Annotated in this window: 16 protein-coding genes, 2 tRNA genes and 1 rRNA gene; 10 read left to right on the top strand and 9 right to left on the bottom strand. The window is 57.1% G+C overall.

What is annotated here, in order from left to right:
- The first annotated feature begins 132 nt into the window (after positions 1–132).
- On the top strand, positions 133–834 hold the full coding sequence (locus ACA072_RS26300) for a lipoate--protein ligase family protein (RefSeq protein ID WP_497621528.1): 702 nt from the start codon (positions 133–135) through the stop codon (positions 832–834).
- Between the two features lie 10 nt (positions 835–844).
- Here ACA072_RS26300 and crp read toward each other — a convergent pair whose 3' ends face one another.
- The gene (gene crp, locus ACA072_RS26295) at positions 845–1,489 is read right to left on the bottom strand and encodes a cAMP-activated global transcriptional regulator CRP (RefSeq protein WP_201116036.1); all 645 of its coding nucleotides are present in this window, start codon (positions 1,487–1,489) and stop codon (positions 845–847) included.
- Between crp and ACA072_RS26290 the strand changes: the two genes are divergently transcribed.
- From ACA072_RS26290 to speD, 3 genes are all read left to right on the top strand, one after another.
- The gene (locus ACA072_RS26290) at positions 1,488–1,751 is read left to right on the top strand and encodes a hypothetical protein (RefSeq protein ID WP_497621526.1); all 264 of its coding nucleotides are present in this window, start codon (positions 1,488–1,490) and stop codon (positions 1,749–1,751) included. The genes crp and ACA072_RS26290 overlap by 2 nt on opposite strands.
- Positions 1,723–2,145 (top strand): OsmC family protein, encoded by a 423-nt coding sequence (locus ACA072_RS26285; protein ID WP_030130026.1) that lies wholly within the window; start codon positions 1,723–1,725, stop codon positions 2,143–2,145. The genes ACA072_RS26290 and ACA072_RS26285 overlap by 29 nt, the downstream gene beginning before the upstream one ends.
- A 238-nt stretch (positions 2,146–2,383) precedes the next feature.
- Positions 2,384–3,178 carry an adenosylmethionine decarboxylase gene (speD, locus tag ACA072_RS26280; protein WP_497621524.1) on the top strand — a complete coding sequence of 265 codons (795 nt, stop codon included), beginning with the start codon at positions 2,384–2,386 and terminating at the stop codon, positions 3,176–3,178.
- A 160-nt stretch (positions 3,179–3,338) separates the two neighbouring features.
- On the opposite strand, the gene coq7 is transcribed toward speD, so the two are convergent.
- From coq7 to hemJ, 6 genes are all read right to left on the bottom strand, one after another.
- Positions 3,339–3,986: a 2-polyprenyl-3-methyl-6-methoxy-1,4-benzoquinone monooxygenase gene (gene coq7 / locus ACA072_RS26275; RefSeq protein ID WP_497621522.1), complete on the bottom strand. Its 648-nt coding sequence runs from the start codon at positions 3,984–3,986 to the stop codon at positions 3,339–3,341.
- A gap of 182 nt (positions 3,987–4,168) precedes the next feature.
- A complete protein-coding gene (locus ACA072_RS26270) occupies positions 4,169–4,507 on the bottom strand; it encodes a histidine triad nucleotide-binding protein (RefSeq protein WP_053162884.1) in 339 nt (112 codons plus the stop codon).
- Positions 4,508–4,588: 81 nt separating this feature from the next.
- A complete protein-coding gene (locus ACA072_RS26265; RefSeq protein WP_497621520.1) occupies positions 4,589–5,377 on the bottom strand; it encodes an SDR family NAD(P)-dependent oxidoreductase in 789 nt (262 codons plus the stop codon).
- Between the two features lie 95 nt (positions 5,378–5,472).
- Positions 5,473–6,417, bottom strand: coding sequence for a DUF805 domain-containing protein (locus ACA072_RS26260; protein WP_497621518.1), 945 nt, complete (start codon positions 6,415–6,417; stop codon positions 5,473–5,475).
- A 91-nt stretch (positions 6,418–6,508) separates the two neighbouring features.
- Entirely contained in the window at positions 6,509–7,477 is a 969-nt protein-coding gene (locus tag ACA072_RS26255; protein ID WP_497621516.1) for an NAD(P)H-dependent flavin oxidoreductase, read from the bottom strand.
- A 27-nt stretch (positions 7,478–7,504) separates the two neighbouring features.
- On the bottom strand, positions 7,505–7,933 hold the full coding sequence (gene hemJ / locus ACA072_RS26250) for a protoporphyrinogen oxidase HemJ (protein WP_497621514.1): 429 nt from the start codon (positions 7,931–7,933) through the stop codon (positions 7,505–7,507).
- Between the two features lie 136 nt (positions 7,934–8,069).
- Here hemJ and argC point away from each other — a divergent pair, with 136 nt between their 5' ends.
- Together argC and erpA are read left to right on the top strand one after the other, a co-directional pair.
- On the top strand, positions 8,070–9,104 hold the full coding sequence (gene argC, locus ACA072_RS26245; RefSeq protein ID WP_497621512.1) for an N-acetyl-gamma-glutamyl-phosphate reductase: 1,035 nt from the start codon (positions 8,070–8,072) through the stop codon (positions 9,102–9,104).
- A 168-nt stretch (positions 9,105–9,272) separates the two neighbouring features.
- Complete coding sequence (gene erpA, locus ACA072_RS26240; protein ID WP_007947969.1) at positions 9,273–9,623, top strand: iron-sulfur cluster insertion protein ErpA; 351 nt, start codon at positions 9,273–9,275, stop codon at positions 9,621–9,623.
- Between the two features lie 78 nt (positions 9,624–9,701).
- Here erpA and ACA072_RS26235 read toward each other — a convergent pair whose 3' ends face one another.
- Positions 9,702–10,793: an anhydro-N-acetylmuramic acid kinase gene (locus ACA072_RS26235; RefSeq protein WP_497621510.1), complete on the bottom strand. Its 1,092-nt coding sequence runs from the start codon at positions 10,791–10,793 to the stop codon at positions 9,702–9,704.
- A gap of 3 nt (positions 10,794–10,796) precedes the next feature.
- Positions 10,797–12,224, bottom strand: coding sequence for a peptidoglycan DD-metalloendopeptidase family protein (locus tag ACA072_RS26230; RefSeq protein WP_497621507.1), 1,428 nt, complete (start codon positions 12,222–12,224; stop codon positions 10,797–10,799).
- Positions 12,225–12,436: 212 nt separating this feature from the next.
- On the opposite strand from ACA072_RS26230, the gene tyrS reads away from it, so the two are divergent.
- The 4 genes from tyrS to ACA072_RS26210 all read left to right on the top strand — a co-directional run bounded on the left by tyrS (position 12,437) and on the right by ACA072_RS26210 (position 15,989).
- The gene (gene tyrS / locus ACA072_RS26225) at positions 12,437–13,636 is read left to right on the top strand and encodes a tyrosine--tRNA ligase (RefSeq protein ID WP_010467228.1); all 1,200 of its coding nucleotides are present in this window, start codon (positions 12,437–12,439) and stop codon (positions 13,634–13,636) included.
- A gap of 552 nt (positions 13,637–14,188) precedes the next feature.
- Positions 14,189–15,727: ribosomal RNA gene (locus ACA072_RS26220) — 16S ribosomal RNA — on the top strand.
- An 82-nt stretch (positions 15,728–15,809) separates the two neighbouring features.
- A tRNA-Ile gene (locus ACA072_RS26215) sits at positions 15,810–15,886 on the top strand.
- Positions 15,887–15,913: 27 nt separating this feature from the next.
- A tRNA-Ala gene (locus ACA072_RS26210) sits at positions 15,914–15,989 on the top strand.
- Positions 15,990–16,072 lie beyond the last annotated feature (83 nt).

Raw genomic sequence — 16,072 nt, 5'->3', positions numbered from 1 at the left:
CCGGTGCGCCCCCTTCGCGAGCAAGCCCGCTCCCACATCTGGATTGCGTACATAGATCCAATTGTGGGAGCGGGCTTGCCCGCGAAGAGGCCCTAAAATCCCCAAAAGATCTCATGCCTTTCGGAGTAGTCCATGACCCAGCCGACCAGTCTGACCGTCGAAGCCGGCCTACAAGCCGAGCAAGATCTGTTGGCTCATGTCTGCACCGGCGATTCGGATTTCGGCCTGCTGTTCTGGCAGCCCAATGATCGGGCATTGGTCATGCCCCGACGCTTGAACCGTCTGCCCGGCTTCGAAGCTGCATGTGAAGTATCAGCCGCCGCCGGCTGGCCAGTGCTTTTACGTGAAACCGGCGGTGAGCCCGTGCCGCAATCGGCCTCCACCATCAACATCGCCCTTGTCTACGCACCCCCGCGCAGCGAAGGCGATCAAAACCGCATCGAAACCGCGTATCGCCGTCTCTGCGATCCGATCTGTCAGTTACTCGATGAGCTGGGCGGTGTTTCGTCTTTGGGCGAAGTCGACGGTGCATTTTGCGATGGCCGTTTCAACGTCAACCTCGACGGCCGCAAGATGGTCGGCACCGCTCAGCGCTGGCGTCAGAGCAAGGGGGGGCAACGTCCGGTGGGCTTGGTGCACGGAGCCTTGTTGCTGGATAACGAGCGTGAATCGATGGTCGCCGCGGTCAATCGCTTTAACGAAGCGTGCGGTCTTGAGCAGCGGGTGCGCGCTGAAAGCCACATTGCCTTGCATGAGAAGTTTGCCGCACCTGATGCATTTGGGCGGCTTGATGCGCTTTATCGCCAGTTGCTGGCAGATATGCTCGGGGCTTGAGCTCTCGAGCTCAGCGCGTACCGAAGACCACCATGGTCTTGCCCTTGACGTCCACCAGGTTGCGTTCTTCCAGATCCTTGAGCACGCGACCGACCATCTCCCGTGAACAACCGACAATTCGCCCGATTTCCTGACGGGTCACTTTGATTTGCATGCCGTCCGGGTGGGTCATGGCGTCCGGCTGCTTGCACAGTTCCAGCAGGCAGCGGGCGACGCGACCGGTGACGTCAAAGAAGGCCAGGTCACCGACCTTGCGTGTGGTGTTGCGCAAGCGCTGTGCGATTTGTCCGCTGAGCACGTAAAGAATGTCTGGATCCTGCTGGGACAACTCGCGGAATTTGGCGTAGCTGATTTCCGCCACTTCACACTCGATCTTCGCGCGCACCCAGGCGCTGCGTTCCTGCTCAAGCCCCGCTTGTTCAAACAGCCCCAACTCACCGAAAAAGTCCCCGGAGTTCAGGTAGGCGATGATCATTTCGCGCCCGTCGTCATCCTCGATCAGGATCGTGACTGAGCCCTTGATGATGAAGAACAGCGTGTCCGAGCGATCACCGGCGCAAATGATATTGCTCTTGGCCGCATAACGACGGCGCTGACAGTGCATCAACAGCTTGTCGAGGTTCTTGATTTTGGGGGTAGGGGCAATAGCAACCATGGTTGTATCCCGAAAAGACTTCACGGTGTGTTTGGTTTTTTATGAGTCGATGACGACGGATGCTGCAAAGCTGGCTAAGCGCCAGCGAATTGGCGCCAGCTTAACAGACACTTCTCGCAATATTCGAGAAATTACCTACAGTTCGGAAGGTTATGCCCTACAAATGCAGGGCGCTGCCAATCCGGGGCCCTGTGCTAAGCTGGCGACCCTTTTTTATGCAGTGGAGTCTGGCGATGAAGGCACGCATCCAATGGGCTGGTGAAGCCATGTTCCTCGGTGAATCCGGCAGCGGTCACGTCGTGGTCATGGACGGTCCGCCCGATGCAGGCGGTCGCAACCTGGGTGTCCGGCCAATGGAAATGCTCCTGCTGGGTGTCGGCGGTTGCAGCAACTTCGACGTGGTCAGCATCCTCAAGAAGTCCCGTCAGGCCGTCGAAAGCTGTGAAGCCTTCCTCGAAGCCGAACGGGCGACCGAAGATCCGAAAGTCTTCACCAAGATCCACATGCACTTCGTGGTCAAGGGCCGCGGGCTGAAAGAAGCGCAGGTCAAACGGGCTATCGAGCTGTCCGCCGAGAAGTATTGCTCGGCGTCGATCATGCTCGGCGCGGCTGGCGTAGTGATTACCCACGACTACGAGATCATCGAACTCGGTTGAATCGACATTCAACTATCATAAAAGCAGTGCAGACTCTGGCGATCCCAAGCTGACGTCTGCATAATGCGCCACTTTTTTCAGGGTAGTGGCCCGTCATCGACAGGCTGCGAACCCGAACAGATAACCAAAATCGCCATCGCGAAGAGGTGTTAACCGTCCTACGCAGCTGCGTTGTTCGCATCTGACGGGCATGCTTGATCACGCGGCCCGGGCCGCAATACATAGAGAGTTTTTAACGGTGAAAAGCAAACTCAAGCTCCACGGGTTCAATAACCTGACAAAGACCTTGAGCTTCAACATCTATGACATCTGCTACGCGGAAACCCCGCAAGACCAACAGGCTTACGTCGAGTACATCAATAAAGAGTACAACGCGAAGCGCCTGACGCAGATCCTCACGGAAGTTGTCGATATCATTGGTGCCAACATCCTGAACATTGCCAGTCAGGACTATGAACCCCAGGGCGCCAGCGTCACGATTCTGATCTCTGAAGAGCCGGTAACCCCGACCGACAGCCAGATCGAAGAGTCGCCGGGCCCGTTGCCCGAGATTATCCTGGCCCACCTCGACAAGAGCCACATCACGGTGCACACCTACCCGGAAATCCATCCGGACGATGGCATTGCGACCTTCCGTGTGGACATTGACGTGTCGACCTGTGGCGTCATTTCACCGCTTAAGGCGCTCAATTTCCTGATTCACCAGTTCGATTCGGACATCGTGACCGTGGATTATCGCGTGCGCGGTTTCACCCGTGACGTGGAAGGCAACAAGCACTTCATCGATCACGAGATAAACTCGATTCAGAACTACCTCTCCGACGACACCCGCGACGCGTACCAGATGACCGACGTGAACGTGTATCAGGAAAACCTGTTCCACACCAAGATGCTGCTGAAGAACTTCGAACTGGACAACTACCTGTTCGGCGACGCCACCAACAGCCTGTCTTCCGAGCAGCGAGCTCAGGTGTCCGACCGTGTAAAACACGAAATGCTGGAAATCTTCTACGCGCGCAACATGCCTAACTAAGATTTTCGAGCACAAAAAAAGGCGACTCCCTTACGGCAGTCGCCTTTTTTATTGCGGGCATAAAACCCTGTGGGAGCGGGCTTGCTCGCGAAAGCGGAGTATCAGTCGACATCAATATTGAATGACGGACCGCCTTCGCGAGCAAGCCCGCTCCCACAGGTCAGATCCGGTAAGTACTCTTGGTCATCACCTTGGCCATCAAACTCATCCCGAACTTCACCGGCGCCGGAAAGCGAAAACCACCCGCCTCCAGTGCACTTTCAGCGTGATGTTCTTCATCGATGCGCATCTGCTCAAGAATCGCCCGGGATTTCTCATCCTCGACCGGCAGTTGTTCCAGATGTTCATTCAAGTGCTTGCACACCTGATCCTCGGTCGCCGCAACGAACCCCAGGCTGACCTTGTCGCTGATCAATCCGGCCACTGCGCCAATCCCGAACGACATGCCGTAGAACAGCGGGTTGAGGATGCTGGTGTGGCTGCCCAGTTGTTTGATGCGTTGCTCGCACCAGACCAGGTGATCGATTTCTTCTTCGGCAGCATGTTCCATGGCGGCGCGTACATGCGGCAGCTTGGCAGTCAGGGCTTGACCCTGATACAGCGCCTGGGCGCAGACTTCACCGGTATGGTTGATGCGCATCAAACCGGCAACGTGGCGGGTGTCTTCGTCACTCAATTGCGCATCTGGCCGCACGATGGCGGGCGACGGACGGTATGGCTGGCCACTGAAAGGCAGCAACGTCCGCATCGCGGCATCGGCTTGCAGCAGAAGACGGTCAATCGGCGAGTAGTGACGCTGGGTAGTCATGCTGACCTCCGGGAAGAATCTCGGCGGCCAGTTTAACCCAATCGGCCGGGGGAAGGTTTGCGCTGGGTCATTGCGACGCAGGCAGAATTGCAGGAGCCGGCTTGCTGGCGATGGCGTCCGAGAGATCACTTTCGACATCGTGAATCGCCATCGCCAGCAAGCCGGCTCCTACGGAAGTTGGATCAGCCCGGCGGCCAGTGCATCTGGCGCTGACCGAGCACATGCATATGAATGTGATAGACCGTCTGCCCACCTTCTTCATTGCAGTTCATGACAACGCGGAAGCCTTTTTCGCAGCCCAACTCCAGGGCGAGGCGCTGGGCAGTGAACAAAATGTGCCCGGCCAATGCCTTGTCGTCCTCGGTGAGGTCGTTAAGGGTGCGCACCGCTTTTTTCGGAATGACCAGAAAATGCACCGGTGCCTGTGGGGCGATGTCGTGGAAGGCCAGTACCTGGTCGTCCTCGTAAATGATCTTTGCCGGAATTTCCCGGTTGATGATCTTGGTGAACAGAGTATCCACAGCTGTTTTCTCCGTTGTTTGGACTGGCCTGAGTGTACTCATGGGTTATCCCCGAGCCCAGCCTTTTACCTTGAGGCCTTTTCAGCGCGGGCAGTAGGCCTTGTTGACCATGCCAGCGATTGTCCGGTTCAGCCAGCGAGAGCCTAGCCGCGGCAGAAAGGCACGCCAGCGGTTCCCTCGACCCGGAATAATGATCGCGCGATTTTTCTCCAGCGCCCGCACGGTATACAGCGCGACTTCTTCAGGACTCATCAGCAGGTTGCTGTCAGTCAGCTTGGCGGAGTCCAGCTGCGCCGTGCGGAAGAACCCGGTGCGTGTCGGGCCGGGGCAGAGTACCGAGACCTTGACTGCGCACTTCTTCAGTTCGACGCGTAACCCTTCGGAAAAATGCAGGACATAGGCTTTGCTGGCGTAATACGTGCTCATCCACGGACCGGGATGGAATGCCGCCATTGAAGCGACGTTCAGAATTTGTCCGCCACCCTGCAAGGCCATGCTGTTGCCGATCGCATGACACAAGCGGGTGAGGGCCAGGATGTTCACTTCGATCAGGTCCTGCTCGGTCATCCAGTCCTGGGCCAGAAAAGGCCCGCAGGTGCCGATGCCGGCACAGTTGACCAGTAAATCGATTTGCCGGTCACCTTCTTCCAGTTCCAGCAGGAACCCGGACAGCCGTAACGGCTCGCCGAGGTCGCAGGCGCGGAACAAGACTTCCACGCCAAACCGTTGGGTCAGTTCGATTGCAATGCTTTCCAGCTGATCACGCTGTCGGGCCACCAGAATCAAGCTGCGGCCCCGGCGGGCCAGCGCTTCGGCCATCGCCAGGCCGATGCCGCTGGAAGCGCCGGTGATCAGAGCGTAACGGGTCATGCAGTTCTCCATCGCAACAGCTCCGCGCCGGCGACGCGGGTGTCACGGGCGGGGAGCGCTGTTCATTCTTTCGCAGAGTCTACAGGGGCCGGGGCTTATTCGGCTTCTTCGTCTGCGGAATCCGCTGCTTGCTCCGCCTCTTGCGCCGGCTCGACTTCAACTTCTTCGGTAATCACCGAGCTGCTGTCGTAGCTGGTTTCAGCCGCGGTTTCATATTCTTCCTGGATTGCGGTCAGGCCTCCGGCCAGTGCGCCAATAAAGACGATGGCAATCAACACGACCCACAGCGAAGACAGCACTTTGACCGCAGTAGTGTTAGGCGGAGGCGGCGCGCCGTATTGATTGGGAATGTTGGTGCCCGGAGCGATCATGATCACAAACGGGAAGAAGCTGCCCACGAACGGCACCAGGTTCAGCAGCCAGAGCCAGCCGGACCAGCCGATGTCATGCAGACGCTGAACGCTGATCTGAATGCTGACGACCGCCATGGCAATGAACAGGATGAACGCCACCAGGCCGCCAAGAATCAGGCCTGCGGTCGAATCGGCGCTGATGATGGCAAAGGCGAAAATGGCCAATACCGAACCGACGGCCAGCGTGACCAGCGTCAGGGACATCGTCCAGGCCAGATAACGCAAACGACCGATGCGGCCTTCGACGCTGAATGGCTTGAGTGGAGCGTACGCGGGCAAGCTTTCGCCGACGGTGGCCCGGGGCGGTGCGTAAGGGGATGCGGGGTCGGCAAATACCGGTTGGCTGCTGACAGGCCTGTGTTCGTGGGCGTCGGCCAGGTTCAGCTCTATGGCGGGTTCGTTTTCGATGCGAGCATCGATGCCGGTTTTCGTCAGCGCCTGAAGGTAGGTTTGCGCGTCGACCTGCGACAGGCCTTGTTTGAGCGTGACCGTCTTGCCCGTAAACAGTCGTTCGACGGCAGCGACTTCGCTTTTGTATAGCTCGGCCAGCTTCTGTTTGGCGCTGGTGACGTCAACGCCTGGCAGCAGAGCGCCGTCGAACACGATCTTGAAACGGTTGTCGCTCATTGCGAGGCATCCTTGTCGCGAGTTTTGAATGAGGAGATGTTACAGGCGTGGAGTGTAAAGCCAGCCGGGGCGGGCTGGCCAAACTTTCATCTCAGCGCGGCCAGCGTTTAGGCAGCTGTGCAGCCAGTTCCAGTGCCTTGCGGTATTCCGCGTCCAGCCGGGCGACCAATTGATCGACGCTCGGCAAATCATCGATTTCGCCGACACCCTGGCCCGCGGACCACACGGTTTTCCAGGCTTTGGCTTCATCGCTGATCGGCTTGAGTTTGGAGCCGAAGTCGACCTCGCCCTTGCCTTGTAACGCAGCCATGTCGAAGCCGGCAGCCTCCAGGCTTTGGCGCATGAAACTCGCCGGTACGCCTGATACCGCTGGCGTATGGATGATGTCTGCGGCTCTGGACGTCAGCAACATCTCTTTGTAGGCATCAGGCGCGTGACTTTCCGTGGTGCCGATAAATCGTGTACCGAAGTAAGCCAGATCCGCGCCGAGCAATTGCGCAGCAAGAATCTCGTGGCCATGGTTAAGGCAGCCTGCCAGTAGCAAAGTTTTGTCGAAGAACTGGCGAATCTCGGCAATCAGCGAGAACGGGCTCCAGGTACCGGCGTGTCCACCGGCGCCTGCTGCCACAGCGATCAAACCGTCCACGCCGGCCTCGGCGGCTTTCTCGGCATGGCGACGCGTCGTCACGTCATGAAACACAAGGCCGCCGTAACTGTGGACCGCATCGACCAGTTCTTTCACGGCGCCGAGGCTGGTGATTACGATCGGCACTTTATGCTCGACGCAGATCGCTAGGTCCGCTTGCAGTCGCGGGTTGCTGTTGTGGACGATCAGGTTCACCGCGTAAGGCGCCGGGTTCTCCAGTGTCGCCAAGCCTGCTTCGATCTCTTCCAGCCAGGCCTTGAAGCCGCTGCTCTCACGCTGATTCAGCGCGGGAAAGCTGCCGACCACGCCATTACGGCAGCAGGCGAGCACCAATTGCGGATTGGAAATCAGGAACATCGGCGCTGCCACCACGGGCAGGCGCAAACGTTGTTCGAGCAAAGCGGGCAGCGACATTGGAAGTACCCCGGTGAGTTGTGCTTATTAGAACGGCCGAACGACGACCAGAATTACGATAGCCAGCAATATCAGAACCGGCACCTCATTGAACCAGCGATAAAAGACATGGCTGCGGGTGTTTTCGCCACGGGCAAAACGTTTCACCTGTGCGCCGCACATGTGGTGGTAGCCGATCAGGAGTACCACCAGCGTCAGCTTGGCGTGAATCCAGCCACCCTGGCTGAAGATGCTTGGGTTAAGCCAGATCAGCGCGATACCGAAAATCAGCGTGGCGATCATCGCCGGTCCCATGATGCCGCGGTACAGCTTGCGCTCCATGAGGCTGAAGCGCTCCTTGCTGACGGTGTCCTCGCTTTGGGCGTGATAAACGAACAGCCGGGGCAGGTAAAACAGGCCGGCAAACCAGCAGACCATGCTGACGATGTGAAAAGCTTTGAGCCATAGATAAAGCATTTTTTAGTTATTCCCAGGTTCACGGTAGGCTGGATAGTAGAGGCTTGAGCCGCCGCACGTCACCTTGCCGGTTGTCGCAGGACGATACGGGCCCTATTATCGACGGCTTTCCAGTGGGTTCGTTGAGGGCAGGTTTATGGTCAAGGTCGGAATCGTCGGCGGCACGGGTTACACCGGTGTCGAACTGCTGCGTCTGTTGGCACAGCATCCGCAAGCTGAAGTGGTCGTGATCACTTCCCGATCCGAGGCCGGTCTGGCCGTGGCTGACATGTACCCGAACCTGCGAGGCCACTACGACGGCCTGGCTTTCAGCGTTCCGGACATCAAGACTCTGGGCGCCTGCGATGTAGTGTTCTTCGCCACGCCTCACGGTGTTGCCCATGCGTTGGCCGGCGAACTGCTGGCGGCCGGGACCAAGGTCATCGACCTGTCGGCAGACTTCCGTCTGCAAGACCCTGTCGAGTGGGCCAAGTGGTACGGCCAGCCGCACGGTGCGCCGGAACTGCTGGAGGAAGCGGTCTACGGTTTGCCGGAAGTCAATCGTGAGCAGATCAAGGACGCTAGCCTGATCGCCGTGCCGGGTTGCTATCCAACCGCTACGCAACTGGGTTTCCTGCCGTTGCTCGAAGCCGGGCTGGCCGACACCACGCGTTTGATCGCTGACTGCAAGTCCGGTGTCAGCGGTGCCGGCCGTGGGGCTTCAGTCGGCTCGCTGTACTCCGAGACGTCGGAAAGCATGAAAGCCTACTCCGTCAAAGGTCACCGTCACTTGCCGGAAATCCGCCAGGGTCTGCGTCGTGCAGCGGGCAAGGACGTCGGTCTGACCTTCGTTCCGCACCTCACGCCAATGATTCGCGGCATTCACTCGACGCTGTACGCGACCGTCGTGGATCGCTCGGTGGATCTGCAGGCGTTGTTTGAAAAGCGCTACGCCAACGAACCGTTCGTCGATGTGATGCCAGCGGGCAGCCACCCGGAAACCCGCAGCGTGCGCGGTGCCAACGTCTGCCGTATCGCCGTGCATCGTCCGCAGGACGGTGATCTGGTGGTGGTCCTGTCGGTGATCGATAACCTGGTCAAAGGCGCGTCGGGTCAGGCGGTGCAGAACCTGAACATTCTGTTCGGGCTGGATGAGCGTCTGGGCCTGTCCCACGCCGGCATGCTGCCGTAACGCTTTATCCCGCTCAGCAAAAAGGCCCGTCTGACGGGCCTTTTTGCATTTCGAACCGGCAATCGGGTTTATTGATATACCGTAACAATAGTTGACCGATTTTCTAGGAGAAGCGGATAATGCGCGTCATCACGCATTATGGCGGCGTAACGCCGGGAGATAGTCAGCATGAGCGTCGAATCCTTCACCCCCACCGCTTTGCAATTCACCCACGGTGCCGCGCACAAGGTGAAGAGCCTGGTCGATGAAGAGGGGAATGATCGCTTGAAGCTGCGCGTATTCGTTACGGGCGGCGGTTGTTCAGGTTTTCAGTACGGCTTCACCTTCGATGAAGAAGTGGCCGATGACGACACCATCGTCGAGCGCGAAGGTGTGAGTCTGGTCGTAGACCCGATGAGCTTCCAGTACCTGGCCGGTGCCGAGGTGGATTATCAGGAAGGTCTGGAAGGTTCGCGTTTCGTGATCAAGAATCCGAACGCCAGCACTACGTGTGGATGCGGCTCTTCGTTTTCGATCTGATCGCGCTTCACCGCATTATCAAGCGCCGCATGGCTTCAGGGCTTTGCGGCGTTTTGTTGTGTGGGATTTGATGGATAGTCAGGCCGGGTAGATGGCGCCGAGTACTCGCAAACCGCGGGCGCCGGTGACGCTCGGGCGATTCGCGGCAATGCCTTCCAGGCAGCAATGGGCCAGCCAGGCGAATGCCATGGCTTCGACCCAGTCCGGGTCGACACCGTACGCGGCAGTGCTGCTGACAGTCGCGTTCGGCAGGAGGTTGGCCAAGCGCTTCATCAGTGTGGCGTTGTGCGCGCCGCCACCGCAGACCAGCAATTCCTGAGTGTCCGATTGGGCTTGCAGCAGTGACTCGACGATGGTCAGTGCGGTGAGCTCAAGCAGGGTTGCTTGCACGTTTTCAGCGGCGAAGGTCGGCAGCTTCGAGAGGTGCTGTGTCAGCCATGGCAGGTTGAACACTTCGCGGCCGGTACTTTTTGGGCCCTTGGTCACGAAAAACGGATCACTCAGCAATTCATTCAGCAGAATCGGTTCAACCTTGCCGCTGGCCGCCCATTGGCCGTCGCGATCAAAGTTGTCGCCGCGTTGCTGGTGAATCCAGGCATCCAGCAGAACGTTGCCCGGGCCGCAGTCGAAGCCGGCGACAGGCTTGCCGGGTTCGATCAGGCTGAGGTTGCTGAATCCGCCAACATTCAATACCGCACGATGACCGGCACGTTCATCGAACAACGCTTCGTGAAAGGCTGGAACCAGCGGCGCACCTTGCCCGCCGGCGGCCACGTCACGGCTGCGGAAGTCGCTGACCACGGTGATGCCGGTCAGCTCGGTAAGCAGGGCTGGGTTGCCGATCTGCACCGTGAAGCCGCGCGCCGGTTCATGGCGAATGGTCTGGCCATGGCTGCCAATCGCGCGAATGTCTTCGGGTTTCAGGTTGTGTTGTTGGAGGAGGGTGTTAATGCCCTGAGCGGCCAGTATCACCCAGTTCTGCTGGGCGATGGCGGAGCGGGCAATCTCGTCCGGGCCGCTGGCGCACAAGCCAAGCAGCTCGGCGCGCAGGGAGTCAGGCATGGGGGTGTAGTGCGTGGCAATCAGGTTGATCGCCGGGTTCAACTCGATCAGTGCGATGTCCAGGCCATCGAGGCTGGTCCCGGACATCACACCTATATAGAACGTCATGAGTTAGCGCTTCGAAGCCAGCATCGTGGCTTTCTCTTGATCCATGCGGGCCATCAACGGCTGACTCTGCGCGAGGAACCGTGCGCGTTCCCCTTTGGAGATTGGGTCGGCCATCGCGACCTTCTGGCCCAGTGGGTCGACGTGCACGCCATTGACCTGGAACTCATAGTGCAAGTGCGGGCCGGTTGAGAGCCCGGTGGTGCCGATATAACCAATCACCTGGCCTTGCTTGACGCTGCCACCAGTCTTGATGCCTTTGGCAAAACCTTGCATGTGCCCGTACAGCGTGCGGTAGGTGTTGCCATGCTGAATGATCACGGTGTTGCCATAGCCGCCACGGCGACCGGCCAACAGCACTTTGCCGTCACCGGCCGCTTTGATCGGGGTGCCTCGTGGTGCTGCGTAATCGACGCCTTTGTGGGCGCGGATCTTGTTCAGGATCGGGTGTTTGCGGCCCATGGAGAATTTCGAGCTGATGCGGGCGAAGTCTACCGGCGTGCGGATAAACGCCTTGCGCATGCTGTTGCCGTCGGCGGTGTAGTAGCTGCTGTTGCCTTGTTTGTTGGTGTAACGCACGGCGGTGTAGGTCTTGCCGCGGTTGGTGAAGCGTGCGGAAAGGATCGGGCCGTTGCCAACCGCCTTGCCGTTGACGACTTTCTGCTCGTAGATCACATCGAACTCGTCGCCCTGACGAATATCCTGAGCGAAGTCGACGTCGTAGCCAAATACGCTGGCCATGTCCATGGTCAGACTGTGGGACAGGCCGGCGCGCGCGGCAGACTGGGACAGCGAGCTGTTGATCACGCCATGAACGTAGGCGGAGCGCACGGTTGGCTTGGCGGTAATGCGGTTGAACGTGTAACCCTTGTCATTCTTGGTCAGGGTGATGCTTTCGACGTCGCTGACCTTGCTGTGCAAGTTGCTCAGCTGGCCATCGGGGGTCAGTTCGAATTCGAGTTTCTGGCCGTGTTTGAGCTGGCTGAATTGCTTGGCCTGCTTGTCGCTGGCCAATACTTCGTGCACCGAAGTGGAGGGGAGACCGACTTTCTCAAACAGCGTGGATAGCGTATCGCCTTTGGAAACGATCACTTCCCTGTGGTTTGGCGCCTTCTTTTCTTCGGCGGCAGGTGTCGGCGCAGGTGCTGGTACGGCCTGGGCGGTTTCCTGAGGTTCTTCGGCGCTGTTTTCGATCTGCGCGAAAGGGGAGGCTGCGGGCTCATTTGTGGCTTGAACGGCTTCAGCAGCGTCTTGATCTTGTGTCAGTTGTTCAGCAGGGCTTTCCAGTTCAAGACTCAGCGTTGTCTTTTTGGCCTCTACATCACTGGAAGGGAATACCAGAAGCGCCAGGCTCAGAAGAGCGGCGATACCACTTGCTGCGAGCAGGTGGGTCTTCGGGTAAAGCGGTGGCGCTTTAGACGATTCTTTGGTCATAGGTAATTTTTGACTTTGAAAAAGATGAATTGGAAAAGATGAATGACATGATGAAGATGAAATAACTGTATAAAATATAACCAAATCATCTCTGAAGCAAGTCCGTGGTCACTCTGCCAGCGGATTGGCGTCATTGCGCCGGCCAAACTTTGTATTTGACGCGTGATCTTGTATGGTTGGTTCCCTTTGAATTCGAGCCTTGCGGGTCTGTTATGAAGTCGGTTGAAGAGCAGCTAGCGCTGATTAAACGTGGTGCGGAAGAATTGTTGGTCGAGTCCGAGCTGATTGAAAAGCTCAAGCGTGGCCAGCCGCTGCGTATTAAGGCAGGCTTCGATCCGACTGCGCCGGATTTGCACCTGGGTCATACCGTGCTTATTAATAAGCTGCGTCAGTTCCAGGAGCTGGGGCATCAGGTCATCTTCCTTATAGGTGACTTCACCGGGATGATCGGTGATCCGAGTGGAAAGAGCGCGACGCGTCCTCCGCTCACCCGTGAGCAGGTTCTCGAGAATGCCGAGACCTACAAGACTCAAGTCTTCAAGATTCTTGATCCGGCCAAGACGGAAGTAGCGTTCAACTCCACCTGGATGGATCAGATGGGGCCGGCGGACTTCATTCGTCTGACTTCGCAGTACACCGTGGCGCGCATGCTTGAGCGCGACGACTTCGATAAGCGCTACACCACCAACCAACCAATTGCTATTCACGAGTTCCTCTATCCGTTGGTTCAAGGGTATGACTCGGTTGCCTTGCGCGCTGATGTCGAGCTGGGTGGTACCGATCAGAAGTTCAACCTGCTGATGGGGCGTGAGCTGCAGCGTGGTTATGGTCAAGAGGCTCAATGCATTCTGACAATGCCGCTGCTCGAGGGTCTGGATGGCGTGAAGAAGATGTCCAAGTCTCTGGGCAACTACGTCGGTATCCAGGAAGCACCGGGTGTCATGTACGGCAAGCTGGTCTCTATTCCGGATGCGCTGATGTGGCGCTACTTCGAGTTGCTCAGCTTCCGCTCCATGGATGAGATCAACGCATTCCGTGCCGATGTCGAGGCGGGTGCGAATCCGCGTGATATCAAGATCAAGCTGGCCGAAGAAATCGTTGCGCGTTTCCATGGTGAGGAGGCTGCGGCCAATGCTCACCGTGCGGCGGGTAACCGTATGAAGGATGGCGAGTTGCCGGACGATTTGCCAGAGATCGAGCTGACTGCTACTGAAGACATGCCGATTGCTGCTGTCCTTAATAAGGCGGGGTTGGTGAAGAACTCGGCGGTGGCGCGTGATCTGCTGAATTCCGGCGGTGTACGTATAGATGGTGAGGTTGTCGACCGCACCTTTATATACGTACTGGGCGCGACCCATGTTTGTCAGGCTGGAAAGAAGGCATTTGCGCGTATTACGCTCAAATCCGAATAAAGCTAAAATTAGGGGTTGACGGCAGATTCTGGAAGTCTATAATTCGCCCCACTTCCGGCGCAGTCGAAACGGAAAACTCCTTGGTAAACAAAGAGTTACGCAGTTTTCGACAGCGAGTTGCTTCAGATCATCGAAGCCCAGAAGGAGTTGATCAAGCGAGGTTGTTTGGCTTGATTGACGGTTCGATCTTCTCGGTCGAAAGCGGAGAAAAAGAGGTGTTGACAGCAGCGAGTAACGCTGTAGAATTCGCCTCCCGCTAACGAGAGATCGAAAGCGCAAGTGGTTGAAGTTGCAAAGGAAACTTTGAAAACTTCTGAAAATAACCGCTTGACAGCAACAGAGGCTGCTGTAGAATGCGCGCCTCGGTTGAGACGAAAGATCTTAACCAACCGCTCTTTAACAACTGAATCAAGCAATTCGTGTGGGTGCTTGTGGAGTCAGACTGATAGTCAACAAGATTATCAGCATCACAAGTTACTCCGCGAGAAATCAAAGATGTAACCAACGATTGCTGAGCCAAGTTTAGGGTTTCTTAAAAACCCAAAGATGTTTGAACTGAAGAGTTTGATCATGGCTCAGATTGAACGCTGGCGGCAGGCCTAACACATGCAAGTCGAGCGGCAGCACGGGTACTTGTACCTGGTGGCGAGCGGCGGACGGGTGAGTAATGCCTAGGAATCTGCCTGGTAGTGGGGGATAACGCTCGGAAACGGACGCTAATACCGCATACGTCCTACGGGAGAAAGCAGGGGACCTTCGGGCCTTGCGCTATCAGATGAGCCTAGGTCGGATTAGCTAGTTGGTGAGGTAATGGCTCACCAAGGCGACGATCCGTAACTGGTCTGAGAGGATGATCAGTCACACTGGAACTGAGACACGGTCCAGACTCCTACGGGAGGCAGCAGTGGGGAATATTGGACAATGGGCGAAAGCCTGATCCAGCCATGCCGCGTGTGTGAAGAAGGTCTTCGGATTGTAAAGCACTTTAAGTTGGGAGGAAGGGCATTTACCTAATACGTAAGTGTTTTGACGTTACCGACAGAATAAGCACCGGCTAACTCTGTGCCAGCAGCCGCGGTAATACAGAGGGTGCAAGCGTTAATCGGAATTACTGGGCGTAAAGCGCGCGTAGGTGGTTTGTTAAGTTGGATGTGAAATCCCCGGGCTCAACCTGGGAACTGCATTCAAAACTGACAAGCTAGAGTATGGTAGAGGGTGGTGGAATTTCCTGTGTAGCGGTGAAATGCGTAGATATAGGAAGGAACACCAGTGGCGAAGGCGACCACCTGGACTGATACTGACACTGAGGTGCGAAAGCGTGGGGAGCAAACAGGATTAGATACCCTGGTAGTCCACGCCGTAAACGATGTCAACTAGCCGTTGGGAGCCTTGAGCTCTTAGTGGCGCAGCTAACGCATTAAGTTGACCGCCTGGGGAGTACGGCCGCAAGGTTAAAACTCAAATGAATTGACGGGGGCCCGCACAAGCGGTGGAGCATGTGGTTTAATTCGAAGCAACGCGAAGAACCTTACCAGGCCTTGACATCCAATGAACTTTCCAGAGATGGATTGGTGCCTTCGGGAACATTGAGACAGGTGCTGCATGGCTGTCGTCAGCTCGTGTCGTGAGATGTTGGGTTAAGTCCCGTAACGAGCGCAACCCTTGTCCTTAGTTACCAGCACGTAATGGTGGGCACTCTAAGGAGACTGCCGGTGACAAACCGGAGGAAGGTGGGGATGACGTCAAGTCATCATGGCCCTTACGGCCTGGGCTACACACGTGCTACAATGGTCGGTACAGAGGGTTGCCAAGCCGCGAGGTGGAGCTAATCCCAGAAAACCGATCGTAGTCCGGATCGCAGTCTGCAACTCGACTGCGTGAAGTCGGAATCGCTAGTAATCGCGAATCAGAATGTCGCGGTGAATACGTTCCCGGGCCTTGTACACACCGCCCGTCACACCATGGGAGTGGGTTGCACCAGAAGTAGCTAGTCTAACCTTCGGGAGGACGGTTACCACGGTGTGATTCATGACTGGGGTGAAGTCGTAACAAGGTAGCCGTAGGGGAACCTGCGGCTGGATCACCTCCTTAATCGACGACATCAGCTGCTCCATAAGTTCCCACACGAATTGCTTGATTCATTGAAGAAGACGATAAGAAGCAGCCCGAAATTGGGTCTGTAGCTCAGTTGGTTAGAGCGCACCCCTGATAAGGGTGAGGTCGGCAGTTCGAATCTGCCCAGACCCACCAATTTTGTGTGGGAACCTGTAGAAATACGGGGCCATAGCTCAGCTGGGAGAGCGCCTGCCTTGCACGCAGGAGGTCAACGGTTCGATCCCGTTTGGCTCCACCACTACTGCTTCTGTTTGTTGAAAGCTTAGAAATGAGCATTCCATTGTGATGATGGTGAATGTTGATTTCTAGTCTTTGGATTAG

It is taken from the genome of Pseudomonas sp. LBUM1656 (assembly GCF_059716065.1).
Note: the sequence above shows the minus strand (reverse complement) of the source record. Positions and strands in the feature narration are given on the sequence as shown.

Excerpts from the sequence above, each read along its gene's own strand:
- ACA072_RS26300 (WP_497621528.1), top strand. The coding sequence starts at position 133 with ATGACCCAGCCGACCAGTCTGACCGTCGAAGCCGGCCTACAAGCCGAG.
- ACA072_RS26290 (WP_497621526.1), top strand. The coding sequence starts at position 1,488 with ATGGTTGTATCCCGAAAAGACTTCACGGTGTGTTTGGTTTTTTATGAG.
- crp (WP_201116036.1), bottom strand. The coding sequence starts at position 1,489 with ATGGTTGCTATTGCCCCTACCCCCAAAATCAAGAACCTCGACAAGCTG.
- ACA072_RS26285 (WP_030130026.1), top strand. The coding sequence starts at position 1,723 with ATGAAGGCACGCATCCAATGGGCTGGTGAAGCCATGTTCCTCGGTGAA.
- coq7 (WP_497621522.1), bottom strand. The coding sequence starts at position 3,986 with ATGACTACCCAGCGTCACTACTCGCCGATTGACCGTCTTCTGCTGCAA.
- ACA072_RS26265 (WP_497621520.1), bottom strand. The coding sequence starts at position 5,377 with ATGACCCGTTACGCTCTGATCACCGGCGCTTCCAGCGGCATCGGCCTG.
- ACA072_RS26260 (WP_497621518.1), bottom strand. The coding sequence starts at position 6,417 with ATGAGCGACAACCGTTTCAAGATCGTGTTCGACGGCGCTCTGCTGCCA.
- ACA072_RS26255 (WP_497621516.1), bottom strand. The coding sequence starts at position 7,477 with ATGTCGCTGCCCGCTTTGCTCGAACAACGTTTGCGCCTGCCCGTGGTG.
- hemJ (WP_497621514.1), bottom strand. The coding sequence starts at position 7,933 with ATGCTTTATCTATGGCTCAAAGCTTTTCACATCGTCAGCATGGTCTGC.
- argC (WP_497621512.1), top strand. The coding sequence starts at position 8,070 with ATGGTCAAGGTCGGAATCGTCGGCGGCACGGGTTACACCGGTGTCGAA.
- erpA (WP_007947969.1), top strand. The coding sequence starts at position 9,273 with ATGAGCGTCGAATCCTTCACCCCCACCGCTTTGCAATTCACCCACGGT.
- ACA072_RS26235 (WP_497621510.1), bottom strand. The coding sequence starts at position 10,793 with ATGACGTTCTATATAGGTGTGATGTCCGGGACCAGCCTCGATGGCCTG.
- ACA072_RS26230 (WP_497621507.1), bottom strand. The coding sequence starts at position 12,224 with ATGACCAAAGAATCGTCTAAAGCGCCACCGCTTTACCCGAAGACCCAC.
- tyrS (WP_010467228.1), top strand. The coding sequence starts at position 12,437 with ATGAAGTCGGTTGAAGAGCAGCTAGCGCTGATTAAACGTGGTGCGGAA.